Annotated in this window: 12 protein-coding genes; 2 read left to right on the top strand and 10 right to left on the bottom strand. The window is 71.8% G+C overall.

Translation table 11 applies throughout. The annotated features are described in order from the left end of the window. Positions 1 to 101: 101 nt before the first annotated feature. The 4 genes from CCS38_RS28720 to CCS38_RS28705 form a co-directional block, all read right to left on the bottom strand. Positions 102 to 1,622, bottom strand: coding sequence for a lactate utilization protein B (locus CCS38_RS28720; RefSeq protein ID WP_223736252.1), 1,521 nt, complete (start codon positions 1,620 to 1,622; stop codon positions 102 to 104). Continuing rightward, positions 1,619 to 2,398, bottom strand: coding sequence for a (Fe-S)-binding protein (locus CCS38_RS28715; RefSeq protein ID WP_223736251.1), 780 nt, complete (start codon positions 2,396 to 2,398; stop codon positions 1,619 to 1,621). The genes CCS38_RS28720 and CCS38_RS28715 overlap by 4 nt, the downstream gene beginning before the upstream one ends. Positions 2,399 to 2,510: 112 nt before the next feature. Further along, a complete protein-coding gene (locus CCS38_RS28710) occupies positions 2,511 to 3,242 on the bottom strand; it encodes a FadR/GntR family transcriptional regulator (RefSeq protein ID WP_223736250.1) in 732 nt (243 codons plus the stop codon). A 123-nt stretch (positions 3,243 to 3,365) separates the two neighbouring features. Beyond that, positions 3,366 to 4,652, bottom strand: a complete 1,287-nt coding sequence (locus CCS38_RS28705; protein WP_223736249.1) for a cytochrome P450 — start codon at positions 4,650 to 4,652, stop codon at positions 3,366 to 3,368. Positions 4,653 to 4,846: 194 nt separating this feature from the next. Between CCS38_RS28705 and CCS38_RS28700 the strand changes: the two genes are divergently transcribed. Together CCS38_RS28700 and CCS38_RS28695 are read left to right on the top strand one after the other, a co-directional pair. After that, the gene (locus tag CCS38_RS28700; RefSeq protein ID WP_223736248.1) at positions 4,847 to 6,286 is read left to right on the top strand and encodes an FtsW/RodA/SpoVE family cell cycle protein; all 1,440 of its coding nucleotides are present in this window, start codon (positions 4,847 to 4,849) and stop codon (positions 6,284 to 6,286) included. Then, positions 6,283 to 7,740 (top strand): penicillin-binding transpeptidase domain-containing protein, encoded by a 1,458-nt coding sequence (locus CCS38_RS28695; RefSeq protein ID WP_223736247.1) that lies wholly within the window; start codon positions 6,283 to 6,285, stop codon positions 7,738 to 7,740. The genes CCS38_RS28700 and CCS38_RS28695 overlap by 4 nt, the downstream gene beginning before the upstream one ends. Positions 7,741 to 7,764: 24 nt before the next feature. Here the strand turns inward: CCS38_RS28695 and CCS38_RS28690 are convergent, their stop codons facing one another. From CCS38_RS28690 to CCS38_RS28665, 6 genes are all read right to left on the bottom strand, one after another. After that, the gene (locus CCS38_RS28690; RefSeq protein WP_223736246.1) at positions 7,765 to 8,028 is read right to left on the bottom strand and encodes a hypothetical protein; all 264 of its coding nucleotides are present in this window, start codon (positions 8,026 to 8,028) and stop codon (positions 7,765 to 7,767) included. 51 nt (positions 8,029 to 8,079) lie between these two features. Further along, positions 8,080 to 9,498, bottom strand: a complete 1,419-nt coding sequence (locus tag CCS38_RS28685) for a WhiB family transcriptional regulator (protein ID WP_223736245.1) — start codon at positions 9,496 to 9,498, stop codon at positions 8,080 to 8,082. Between the two features lie 274 nt (positions 9,499 to 9,772). Continuing rightward, complete coding sequence (locus tag CCS38_RS28680; RefSeq protein WP_223736244.1) at positions 9,773 to 10,390, bottom strand: hypothetical protein; 618 nt, start codon at positions 10,388 to 10,390, stop codon at positions 9,773 to 9,775. 25 nt (positions 10,391 to 10,415) lie between these two features. After that, the gene (locus CCS38_RS28675; RefSeq protein WP_223736243.1) at positions 10,416 to 11,438 is read right to left on the bottom strand and encodes a hypothetical protein; all 1,023 of its coding nucleotides are present in this window, start codon (positions 11,436 to 11,438) and stop codon (positions 10,416 to 10,418) included. Beyond that, positions 11,435 to 12,046, bottom strand: coding sequence for a hypothetical protein (locus CCS38_RS28670; protein WP_223736242.1), 612 nt, complete (start codon positions 12,044 to 12,046; stop codon positions 11,435 to 11,437). The genes CCS38_RS28675 and CCS38_RS28670 overlap by 4 nt, the downstream gene beginning before the upstream one ends. Before the next feature lie 133 nt (positions 12,047 to 12,179). Continuing rightward, positions 12,180 to 12,809: a hypothetical protein gene (locus CCS38_RS28665; RefSeq protein WP_223736241.1), complete on the bottom strand. Its 630-nt coding sequence runs from the start codon at positions 12,807 to 12,809 to the stop codon at positions 12,180 to 12,182. Between the last annotated feature and the right edge of the window lie 123 nt (positions 12,810 to 12,932).

Raw genomic sequence — 12,932 nt, 5'->3', positions numbered from 1 at the left:
GGTGCGGTGGGTGCGGTAGTCGCGGGGGATCGTCACCGCGTCGGCGGGTGCGAGGGACTGGGCATCGCGGATACGGGCGAGGATCGTCTCGCGGGCGGTGGTCATCGCTGTTCCTCCTCCGCCGCCTCGCGCAGCGTCGTCGCACCCTCCGGTGATGCCAGCCACTCCCGGAAGGTCTGTTTCGGCGGGGCCGGGGTGTCGCGGCTGTCGCTCCAGCCGTTGAAGGGCGGGGGAAGGTGGGAGATCCGGCCGTCGCGGCCCGCGAGCAGGCGGCCCGCGCCCGATGCCTTCTGCGCCGCCCGGTAGACCCCCGGTCGGCCCATCACCGCGGCCGCCGCCTTCATCGCCAGTTTCTCGGGCGTTCGGCCGACGGACTCCGTGTGCTGGTGGCGCAGCTCGACGAGGAGGGACGGGATGTCGATCTTTACGGGGCAGGCGTCGTAGCAGGCGCCGCAGAGCGTGGAGGCGTACGGCAGCGAGCTGTTGGGGTCGTCCTTGGCGGCGTGCATTCCCGCCAGTTGCGGGGTGAGGACCGCGCCGATGGGGCCGGGGTAGGTCGAGCCGTACGTGTGGCCGCCGGTCCGCTCGTACACCGGGCAGACGTTCAGGCAGGCCGAGCAGCGGATGCAGTTCAGGGCCTGGCGGCCGATCCGGTCGGCGAGGGCCGCCGTCCGGCCGTTGTCGAGGAGGACGAGGTGGAAGTTCTGGGGGCCGTCGCCGGGTGTCACGCCCGTCCACAGGGACGTGTACGGGTTCATTCGCTCGCCCGTCGATGAGCGCGGCAGGAGCTGGAGGAAGACCTCCAGGTCGGCGTAGCGGGGAAGGACCTTTTCGATGCCCATGACGGTGATGAGCGTGTCGGGGAGGGTGAGGCACATGCGGCCGTTGCCCTCGGACTCGACGACCGAGAGGGTGCCGGTCTCGGCGATGCCGAAGTTGGCGCCGGAGACGGCGACGGGGGTGGTCAGGAACTCCTCGCGGAGGTACGTGCGGGCCGCGGCCGCCAAGTGGGCCGGTACGGAGTCCAGTTCGGGATCGACGCCCGGGATTCCGGCGCGGAAGATCTCGCGGATCTCGTCGCGGTTGCGGTGGATGGCCGGGACGAGGATGTGGGAGGGCTTGTCGTCGGCGAGCTGGACGATCAGTTCGGCGAGGTCCGTCTCGTGGGCCTTGATGCCCTGGTCCGCGAGGTGTTCGTTGAGGCCGATCTCCTGGGTGGCCATGGACTTGACCTTGATGACCTCGTCGGAGCCGGTCTGCTGGACGAGGCGGGTGACGATGTCGTTCGCCTCGGCGCCGTCGCGGGCCCAGTGGACCGTGCCGCCGGCCTCGGTGACCTTCGCCTCCAGCTGCTCCAGGAGTTCGGGGAGGCGGTTCATGGTGTCGGTCTTGATCGCGGAGCCCGCGTCCCGCAGCGCTTCCCAGTCGGGGAGTTCGCCGGTGACGGCGAGCCGCTTGGCGCGGATGGTGTGGGTGGCCTTGCCGAGATTGCGGCGCAGCTGGTCGTTGCGCAGCTCGTCGTGGGCGGCGGCGGGGAACTTCCGGTCGCCGCGGAGGTTGCCGGTGCCGTACGGGGAGCGCGGCGGGAGGGCGGGCATGCCCAGGTACGTGGGGGTGCTCATCGGGTGGCCTCCAGCGGGGCGCTCGGGAGCACGTACGGCGACGTGCGCGTGGACGCGAGGATCTGGGCCAGGTGGAGGGTGCGGGTACCGGCCTTGATGCGGGAGAGTCCGCCGCCGATGTGCATCAGGCAGGAGGAGTCGCCGGCCGTGCAGACCGCGGCGCCGGTGCCGGTGACGTGCCGCATCTTGTCGGCGAGCATCGCCGAGGACGTCTCGGCGTTCTTGACCGCGAAGGTGCCGCCGAAGCCGCAGCAGGCGTCCGCCTCGGGCAGCTCGACCAGGTCGATGCCCTCGACGGCGCGCAGCAGCCGCAGCGGCTTCTCGCCGACCCGCAGCATCCGGAGGGAGTGGCAGGTGGGGTGGTACGTCACTCGGTGGGGGAAGTACGCCCCGACGTCGGTCGCGCCTGTCACGTCGACCAGGAATTCCGACAGTTCGTATGTCTTGGACCGGACGGCCGCTACGCCGGCGCGGAGGGCCGCGTCGCCGTAGCGCTCGGCGACGATGCCGTGCTGGTGGCGTACGGAGCCGGCGCAGGAGCCGGAGGGCATGACGACCGCCTCGATCGACGGGTCGCCGAACTGCTCGGCGAAGCCGCGGACGAGGGGGACGGGCTCGCGCTGGTAGCCGGTGTTGACGTGCATCTGGCCGCAGCAGGTCTGGTCCGGCGGGAAGACCAGCTCGTGGCCGAGGCGGGCGAGCAGGACGGCAGTGGCGCGCACCGCGTCGGGGAAGAGCGTGTCACCCAGGCAGGTGGCGAAGAGTCCGATGCGCATGGGACCTCCGGTGGGCGGACGAGGAAAGACCTTGGAAAGGCTACGGAGACCTTTGTATGGTCGGACCATACTAGCGTCGAGGTGCCAGTGAAGAGTGGGGCAGGTGTGGCGCTCAGTCCGCCGGGCGGTCCTCGACCAGCGTCCCGTGCAGGCCGCGGATGTGCCGTTCGACCAGGTCGGCCGCGCCGACGCCGTCCCCGGCGCGCACCAGGCGCAGCAGTTCGGCGTGCTCGGCGTTGAGCGCGGCCGCGGTGGCCGGCCAGTCCTCGGCGGTCTCCAGGGCGCGCAGGATCAGCGGGCGTACGGATTCGCGGACGGCCGAGGTGAGGGTGGAAGTGAGCGCGTTGCCGGAGCTGCGGGCGATCTGGACGTGGAAGCGGGTGTCCAGGTCGTTGAACTCCTGGACCCCGACGTCCGGCGCGCCCATCCGCGCGACCAGCTCCGCCGCCTCGTCGAGATCGGCCGTGGCGGCATGCTCGGCCGCCGCCCGGAAGCTGGAGCGTTCCAGGGTGACGCGGGCCTCCAGTACGTCCTCCAGGCAGTAGCTGCCGAGGGCGAAGTGCAGGCGGAGGAGGCGGCCGAGCGCGTCGTCGGGGTTCCGGACGATGCGGGCGCCGGCGTCGGGACCGCGGCCGGCCTGGGCGACCAGGACGCCGATCGTCTCCAGGACGCGGAGCGCCTCGCGGAGCGCGGAGCGGCTGACCCCGAGCACCGGGGCGAGCTCACGCTCGGGCGGCAGCCGGTCGCCGGCCTTGAGCTCGCCGGCCAGCACCCGCTCCTCGATGCTTTCGAGGACGAGCTCGTGCGTACGGGACTGCCGTACGGGTCGCCACTCGACAGCCATCCGTCACTCCCTGGTCGGCCGGCGCTCTCACCGAAAAACTATGTCACACGGCAGGTCACACCGTGATTGTGGCCGGACCGGGTGCTTTCGCCGGACCCCGGTCGCCGGTGCCGGCCGCCCCCCTCAGCCGTGCAGTCGCACCGGCAGCGATTCCACCCCGTAGACGATGGACAGCTTGCGGAATGCCAGTTCCTGTTCCGGGACGGCCAGGCGCATGTTCGGGAAACGCCGGACCAGTGCCGGATAGGCGGCGCGGAGTTCCATCCGGGCCAGTTCGGCGCCGACGCAGCGGTGTATTCCGTAACCGAACGCGAGGTGCGAGGGGACGTTGCGCTGCGGGTCGAAGCGCTCCATGTCCGGGCCGAGCTTTCCGTCCCGGTCGGCGCCGCTGAGCGAGCACAGTACGACATCGCCCTCGGAGATGGGTACGCCGCCGATTTCCAGGTCCTCCCGGGCGAACCGGGGAAAGGCGACCTGGACGACGGTGAGATAGCGCAGCAATTCCTCGACGTAGCGGTCGGTGGCGTCGTCGCCGTCCTTCAGCGCCGCGAAGTGGTCGGGGTCGCGGAGCAGGACGAGGGCGCCGAGCGCGAGCATGCTCGCGGTGGTCTCGAAGCCGCCGGTGAGCACGCCGTCGGCGAGACCGGCCAGCTCGTCGTCGGTGACGGTGTCGCCGTGGTCCCGCACGATCTGGCCGAGCAGGCCGTCACCGGGGTCCTTGCGCTCCTTCTTGACGATCTCCTGGAAATAGGCCAGCGATTCCGATATGGCGCCGAACGAGGCGTTCGCGCCGCTGAAAAGGTCGAAGCGGGCCGCGCTCAGCCGCTCGAAGTCCGCGCGGTCCTCGTACGGAACGCCCAGCAGTTCACAGATCACCAGGGAAGGAATGGGCAGGGCAAAGGAATGGACGATGTCGACGGGCTCACCCGAGCGCCCGAGGCGCTCCATTTCCGCCAGCCGTTCCTCGACGATCTCGTGGATGCGCGGGGTGAGCCGGCCGAGCCGGCGCATGGTGAATTCGGGGGTCAGCAGGCGGCGCAGCCGCGTGTGGTCCGGCGGATCGGCGAACCCGAGGCCGCCGGGGTTCTTCCCGGCGTCGGCGCCGGCATTGCCGACGAGGTTGGTGTAATCGGTGCTGAACGCCTTCGCCTTGCCCAGCACCTCCTTCACCTCGTCGTACCCCGTGACCAACCACACTTTGGAGGCGAGCGGCACGGGAAGGATGCTCACCGGGGACTTCTGCCGTACTTCCGACAAGTCGGCCACCGGGTCAAGGCCGTGGCGACGCAGCGGCATGAGGGTGGACTCGGGCAAGAAGGGCATACGGGATAGATCGAAGCCCTTTTTCTGAGTCCGCGCGAGATATCTGCGGGCCAGCCAAGCGGTGACGCCCGAGCGGATTTTGGTCATGCCCGCAATACTGCCTGGCCGGTACCCATGCTGACCAAGCGACCTGGCAGCGAACTGGTAACGAGATGAAACGACCGGTACGTCTGAGACGTCCCACCGACGCCGTATGCGGCCCTCCGGTGCGCCGCCGACGCACGACCGGAACATGATCGTCCTCGGTGGCATACGCCCGGCCTCTTGCTACTTTGCCTGACATGACCGCGACCACGGCCGCGACGGCTGACGCCCCTCCCCCCGGCCTCCGGCTGCCCAGGCGCCGGGGCGTCGAACTGCTGCTGCTCGCCGGGGCCGTTCTGATCAGTGTCTACGGATACGTCGAGGTGGGCCTCGCCCGGCACGGCACCGTGCCCGCCGGCGCCGCCCGTTACGGCGCGGGGCTGGCCGTCCTCGCGCTCCTCGGCCACCTCGCCGTGCGCCTCCGCGCACCGTACGCCGACCCGCTGCTGCTGCCCATCGCCGTCCTGCTCAACGGCCTCGGACTGGTCCTGATCTTCCGGCTCGACCAGGAGACCCCGAAGGACGAGGCGGCGCCCACCCAGCTCGTCTGGTCGGCGCTCGGTGTGGCGCTGTTCATCGGGGTGGTGGCGCTGCTGCGCGATTACCGGGTGCTGCAGCGGTACGCATACCTCAGCGCGGCCGCCGCGCTGGTCCTGATGATCGTGCCGATCTTCTTCCCCGCGGTCAACGGCGCGAAGATCTGGATCCGCTTCGCCGGGTTCTCCATCCAGCCCGGCGAGTTCGCGAAGATCCTGATCAGCGTCTTCTTCGCGGCCTACCTCGCGGCGAACCGGCACGCGCTGGCGTACACCGGCCGCCGGCTGTGGCGGCTCCAGCTGCCCACCGGCCGGGTGCTCGGCCCCATCGTCGCGGTCTGGCTGGTCAGTGTGGGCGTACTGGTCCTGGAGCGGGACCTGGGCACCTCGCTGCTCTTCTTCGGCGTCTTCGTCGTCCTGCTGTACGCGGCCACCGGGCGCACCGGCTGGATCGCCGTCGGGCTGCTGCTCGCCGCGGTCGGCGCGGCCGTCGTCGGCAGCCTCGAACCCCATGTGCACAGCCGGGTCGCCGACTGGCTGCACCCCTTCGCGAGCATCGAGCGGGGCGAGGGCGCGAGCCAGTTGGCCCTGTCGCTCTTCGCCTTCGGCGCGGGCGGCCTGCTCGGCACCGGGCTCGGGCAGGGCCACTCGGCCCTCATCGGCTTCGCCATGAAGTCGGACTTCATCCTGGCCACGGCGGGCGAGGAACTGGGGTACGCCGGGCTGACCGCGCTCTTCCTCCTCTACACCCTGCTGGTCGCCCGCGGTTACCGCGCGGGCCTGGCGATCCGCGAGCCGTTCGGCCGGCTGCTCGCCGTCGGACTGTCCTCGCTGCTGGCCATCCAGGTGTTCGTGATCGCGGGCGGGGTGATGGGGCTGATCCCGCTGACCGGCATGGCGATGCCGTTCCTCGCGCAGGGCGGCTCCTCCGTCGTCACCAACTGGATCATGGTGGCGCTGCTGGTCCGCATCAGCGACCGGGCCCGGCGCCCCCGGCCCGCCCGCGCGGACACCGGGGTCATCGAACGGATCGTGGTACCGGAGGAGGAGCGCGGCGGCAGACCGCACGGAGGCGGCCGGAACGGGGGTGCCCCCCGGTGATCCGGCACATCCGCCGCACCTCGGCCTTCTGCCTGCTCCTGCTCGTCCTCCTGCTCCTGAACGCCGCCCGCGTCCAGCTCCTCAACGAGGACGAGTACGCACACAACCCCGCCAACCGCCGCGCCGACCTCAAGCGCTACGACCAGCCGCGCGGCAGCATCGTCGTCGGCGGCCGGTCCGTCACCGGCTCCCGGGACAGCGGCGGCTCGCTGCGGTACGCCCGTACGTACTCCCAGGGCCCGCTGTACGCGCCGGTCACCGGCTACGCCTCGCAGGTCTACGGCACGTCCCTGCTGGAGAACGCCGAGGACGACCTCCTCTCGGGCACCGACCCCCGGCTCGCGCCGCTCCCCCTGTGGACCGCGCTCACCCGCGAACAGCGGCCCGCCGGTGACGTCGTCACCACCATCGACCCGGCGCTGCAGCGGGCCGCGTACGAGGGCCTGGGCGGCAAGAAGGGCGCGGTGGCCGCCGTGGAACCGGCGACCGGCAAGGTCCTCGCGCTGGTCAGCACGCCCTCGTACGACCCCGGCGAGCTGTCCGGCAGCGGCCCCCGCACCACCGACGCCTGGACCCGGCTCAACGCGTCCGCCGACCGCCCGATGCTCAACCGGGCGCTGAAGGAGACCTATCCGCCCGGCTCGACGTTCAAGGTCGTCACCGCGGCGGCCGCGCTGGAGCACGGTGTGGTGGACAACCCGGACGCGGCCACGGACACGCCGAGCCCGTACACCCTGCCCGGTACCTCCACCCGGCTCACCAACGAGGCGGGCGGCTGCGAGAACGCGAGCCTGCGGCGCGCGTTCGAGGTCTCCTGCAACACCGTCTTCGCCCACCTCGGCGTGGACGTCGGCCTGGACAACATGGCGGAGACGGCCGAGAAGTTCGGCTTCAACGACGACGGGCTCACGATCCCCTCCCGCGTGGTGAAGAGCACCTTCGATACGGACATGAACGACGCGCAGCTCGCGCTGTCCTCGATCGGCCAGTACGACACGGCCGCCACCCCGCTGCAGATGGCGATGGTCGCCGCCGCGGTCGCCAACCACGGTGACCTGCGGCGTCCGTACCTGGTGGAGCGGCTGACCGACGCGCACGGCGACACCCTCGCGCGCACGCGCCCGCGCCGGCTGCACCGGGCGATGAGCGAGGACACCGCGGAGCGGCTGCGGGAGCTGATGACCGGTGTGGTCACCAGCGGCACCGGTACGAAGGCGGCGATTCCCGGCGCGACGGTCGGCGGCAAGACCGGCACCGCCCAGCACGGCGTCGGCAACTCCGGTACGCCGTACGCCTGGTTCCTCTCCTGGGCCCAGGCAAACGGCGCGGAGCGGCCGGCGGTCGCGGTCGCCGTCGTCGTCGAGGACGCGGCGGCCGACCGCGCCGACATCAGCGGCGGCGGCAACGCGGCCCCGGTCGCCCGGGCGGTGATGCAGGCGGCGCTCGACCGGTGACGGCGGCCGCGCCGGTGCCGTGCGTCAGTCCAGCGGTTCCGTGGCGCCGTCGGGGTGGACGAGGAGACGGATCTGGCTGCCGAAACGGTCGTCCATGATCAGCGCCGGCGTCGGGCCGCCCAGCTGCTGCGCCCGCTGCTGGAGGATCGAGATGACGACCTCCTGGATGTCGCCGTACGGCGGCGCGGTGATCGGTACCCCGTCGACCAGTCCGGCGTTCGGGGAGAACACCCGTACTTGCGCGTCGCCCGGGTAGGCGGGGACCGAGGGCTGGGCCATCTCACTCATGCTGCAGTCGTCCTTCTTCCGGGCCGGCGGGGGCGCGGGCCACCTCGCGGATCAGGTCTCGGGCGTGTCCGGAGCCCCGGCGGCCCCGGCATCGGCAGCCGGCACCTGAGCACGCACGTACGTCCCCCGGGAAAGCCGCCGCAGACGCCCCGACTTGACCATGGCGGAGAGTACATTGCTCACGGCCTTGGCGGACTCACCGGGCAGCGCCGTACCGCTCCGCGCGGCGACCTCGTCGATCAGGTCCCGCCCGGTGAAGGGCTCGGGGACGGTGGTCACCGCCTGCTCGACGGCCGCCCGGATGCTGAGAGTGCGGAGCTGCGCAGGAATGCCGTGCAACAGCCCCTGGCCCGCGCGCACTTCGGGGTGCGCCGCGTCGGCGGCAGGGGACGCCGAGGGGGCGGACGGCGCGGCCGCCGGGAGCCCGGCGGCCTCGTCCTCCCGGACCCCCGCGGCCAGTTGGCGCTCCAGGTACTGCCGGGCGGTGCGTATCGTCCCGATCTCCTTGACGGCGTCCTGGGCCCCCGGCACCGCCGCGAGCATGGTGCCCACCGTCTCGATGTTCGCGAGCGAGCTCACCAAGTGGCGCAGCAGCGGTACCAGGAATGCCTGCCGCAGCGCGGCCATGGGGTTGGTCGTCGCCAGCTCCACCGACACCGACCCCTGCAGCAGGCTGTCCGCGTCGAGGGCCGGCTCGGGCTCGTCCGGCAGCAGCGACTCGACGGCCCGGCGCGCCAGCCGGACGCTGGTCAGCGTCTCCGGCCGTACTCCACTGCCCGGGGCGGCGATGAGCATGGCGACGAGATTCTCGGCGCCCGCCAGCGCGGGAGCCGCCGTACGGGCCAGTGGCCACAGCACCGCCTGGCGTACCGCCGCCGCCGGATCTCCCAGTGAGAACGCGATTCTTCGCTCGCTCTCTCCGGACATGAATCCCCCGTTCGCTTCATGAAATCGCAAATGCAGAGCCGCGCCCGTCTCCTCGGCTCCGGCGCGGGCGCTCCGCGCACCTCCGACGCGTACCGATATTCCGCGGTCCGCCGCCAGGTGTTCCTGCAGCGCGTCGAAGGCGTCGAGTATCGCGCCGAGTTCGGGTCCGGGCGTTTCACCGCGGCGCGGGCGCCGGGTGAAGTCGTCCGTCCGGGCCCGCACCTGGGCCAGCCGGCGCGAGACGGTGCTGCGGCTGCACCCCAGCCGAACAGCCATTTCGCGCTGACTGGCGTCCGGATGGCGGCGCTGTTCCCGCGTCAGTTCGCCGAGCGTGCCCGGGTCGGCGCCCGTCGGCCGCAGGCTTCCCCCGGCGTCTCCGATCTTCAGCGCACGCCGCATCCAGCGGCGGTCGTCGGCGGTGGTCGCCGCCGCGTACCCGTAAGGATCGGCATGGACGACGGCGCTCTGCAGGCACTCGGCCCACAGCGGACAAGAGGCGCACATCTCGCGCGCCGTAGCGGCCAGCGCTTCGAATTCCCGCATCTGCGCACGCGAAACTCCGTCCCCCACCGGAGGATTCTCCAGGAGGGGATGGTGAAAGAGGTCGGAGCGTCGCTGACACGGCAGAGCCGGCGAATCATCGGATGGCGCGGACAGCGCAGCAGGCGCCGTACGGTCGACCGTACGCATAAGTTGAATCCCCCGAAACAATCTAATGTTCGACGGGACTCTAGGGCATGCCCTTTCCGAAGTACAACGCGACTGCAAACGATCAGAGTTCTGCCTGCAAAGTCGTAACAGAATTCGCACGGCGGGCTCAGTCGCCGGTGCGCGCGTGAGTTCCGACACGTCGCAGAAAGGCCGCGCATGCCGACAACCGGCGACGCAATACCGCAATTCCCCGGCCCCGCAGCGCCAGTACGGTGAGCACGCCCAGGAAACCGATCGGCACGGCCACCGACGGCACCAGCGCGCCGACGAACGACGCGATGATCAGTACCCCGTCGGCGAGCAGAACGGTGACACCGCGCCGTCCCGGATGCTCCTTCAGCATCCAGGCGCCGAGGAGGGCCATGCCGGCCAGCGCCCAGTAGCCGAACACCGCCTGACCACCGATCATATCCCCGGTGACACCGCGTGCCGTATCGCCGACCGCGGTCAGATACCCGGTCACCGCCGCGGTGAGCGGGGTGGCGATCAGCGCGAGGAGCAGCTGCTTGCGGTGCCGCAGCAGCCAGCAGAGCAGCGCGACCGCCAGCAGCACGGCGACGCCGGTGAATGCGGCGGCGCTGGAGGACGCGACGTGGAACAGGGTGAACGCGGCGGCGATGCCGAAGACGATGCGCGGCAGGAGTTTCACCGCGAGGTGGTCCTCCCGGTCCTGGCGCACCAGCCGGCGGAGCAGTGCGCCGACGGACTTCTCTGTGGTCTTCATATGCCTCGTCCCCCTCGGCCCGCGGTCATCCGAGTCCCGTACCGGCCACGGCTTTGCCCACGCCCGGAGCGGAAGGCTCAGGGGCGGCCACCGGCGCGGCCGAGGTGCCCTTCGCCGCCGCTGTGGGCCGCGGCGTGAAGCCCATCTGCCATACGGGAGTCGGCGCGGTGGGCCCGGAAGTACCGGTCTCCTTGCCGCCCTCCTGCTCCGCGCCGGTGAGCTCCGGGCCCGCGGCCGGCGGCGTGATGCGCACGTGCGACGCGTCGGCCTTCGCGACATCCGCCGACAGCTTGCCCAGTACCGCCGTCCGTTCCGCCGCCGGCTTCGCCGCGTACTCCGCCGGGTCGACGTGCAGCGGCTTGTCCTTGAGGGCGAACTGCGCCTGGGCGCGCACGGCGTCCGTGCCCAGCTCCTCGCGCGCGACCGGCGGCCAGCCGTCCGGCGCCGCGTACGCGAACTTGATGTTGTCCAGACCGACATCGGGGTTGGTCCGCAGCGCGGGCAGCTCGGTGGTCTGCAGCACCGTGCCGGGAAAGGCCGTCTGCGCGAACACCACGACCTCGCCCTTGGCCGCCTCGGCGTACCGCTGGGAGAGCGTGGACCAGGCGGACTTCGCCAGGTCCCAGCCCTCGTCGCCCTGGAGGTTCAGCTCCCGGTGGACCGCCGTGTCCCACAGCCGGAGGTTGCCGAGGGCCCGGCCGCCACGCGTCCCTTCCAGGTAGCGGGCCGACCCGGGCACCTTCTCGTTCTCGGACTCCGCCCACGCCTCGGCGATGTACATGTTCGACAGCGCCTTGCCCGGCGGCAGGTCGGGATGAGGCACCTCGAAGGACCAGAACGCCGACTTCACGTCGGGGTTCTCCGGGGTGACGTTCAGCCGCCGGGCGCGCTCGCGGATGTACTCCGGAACGCTCATGCCCACCCGGTCGGCCGCCGTCATGACACGGTCGGCGATCCGCCCGGCCTGCTCGTCGGTCGCCGGGGTGTCCGCGTCGCGCAGACCCAGGGCGCGTCTGCCGATGTCCTCCGGGATGTACGGCGCGCTCACAGCGCGTCCTGCGGATAGCAGTGCACATTGATCATGACGCCTCGTTTCCCCACTCCCCTGCGCGTGACCCCGCCGCTCTTCGCCGTCAGCACGGTCACCGGCCCCTCCGGGTCCTTGGCGCTCCATACGGCCATCCGGTACGGGTCACGGCGTCCCAGCCGGAAGTCGCGCGACGGCAGCCAGTGCCGGTCGTCCGGCGGCTCGGGAAAGGCGGGATCGTCCCAGGCCCCCGAGAATTCCGGCGCGCCCAGCACTTCCCGGGCGGCCGCCTCGTACGCCGGCCACGCCTCGGCCGTCTGCTCCAGTACCAGGTCGTTCTCGTCCTGCGTGTCGGCGTTCAGGTGCCGGACCGTGAAGGTCACGGAGCGCACGGGGCTCCAGCCCCCGGAGACGAGGGGCTCCAGGGTGAGGTCCTGGCCCGTCGAGGTCCGCACCCGCAGGACCCGCTCCACGGTGATCGGCCGCCAGCCGAAGAGCGCGCACCAGTCGTCCAGCGCCTGGCCGGGGTTGGGCGGGCCGGCCCAGACCGCGGGCCAGTCGACATGGGCCAGCCCGCGCAGCTCTTCGGCGAGAGCCTGCGGCGGACGCTCCTCCGTCACCGTCGGCATCCTGTCCCTGCCTTCCACTCGTACGTCACATCGGCCCGGACCGGCCGGATTCGCCGGTTTCTGCCCGGCTCGGAAGATCCTCGCACCATGCCCCCGCCGGCCGGTAGCTTCGCCCGGCCCCCTCCGTCGTACGTCACAGCAGCCAGCCCGGCCCCTGGCCGTCCGGGGCCTCCGGGCCGTGGCAGACGAGAGAGATCCGCGCCTCACCGGGGCCCTGGCCGGTCGCGACGCCCGCCCCGAGGTTCGCCCGGAGGGCGAAGAGCGGGGCGCCGGGCGTCCGGAAGGACCACACGGCGAGGCGGTGCGGGTCCTGGTGCTCCCGTCGCCACGCCTCACTGCCGTCGAAGCCGTGGCCCGGCAGCCGCGGAAAGCCCTCCGTGTCCCAGGCGCCGCTCCAGACCGGCGGGCCCAGCACGGTCGTGGCGGCGGCGAGGCAGGACGCCCAGCGCTCCAGCAGCGCCTCGGTCACCTGCGCGTTCTCCTCGACGGACGTCGACCGGACGGCCCACGAGGTGTAGTCGACGCGGGTGACCGGACGCCCGTACGCCGTCGAACCGAGCCGCAGCTTTCCGCCCTGCCGGGTCCGCACGTACTGGCCGGACTCGAACCACAGGGGCTGCCAGCCGAACGCCGCGCACCACTCCCGGCGCGCGGCCTCCTCGGCCGGCGGCCCCGCCCACACGACCTCCCAGTTGAGTCCGGTCAGCGACCACAGCTCCGCGCCCAGCTCCTGCGGACGGCGATTGGCGATCAGACTCGGCACCGGTCTCCTCCTTGGGACGCGAGTGAGTGGGAAAGGGGCGGTGGGCGGCCTCCGGCGGGCCGGGGCGGACGCTTACTGCTGGATCCGGCCGTCGGAGCGGGGCGGAGGCGGCTGCGGGGGCTG

This window comes from Streptomyces purpurogeneiscleroticus, assembly GCF_020024005.1.
Taxonomy (GTDB): domain Bacteria; phylum Actinomycetota; class Actinomycetes; order Streptomycetales; family Streptomycetaceae; genus Streptomyces; species Streptomyces purpurogeneiscleroticus.
Note: the sequence above shows the minus strand (reverse complement) of the source record. Positions and strands in the feature narration are given on the sequence as shown.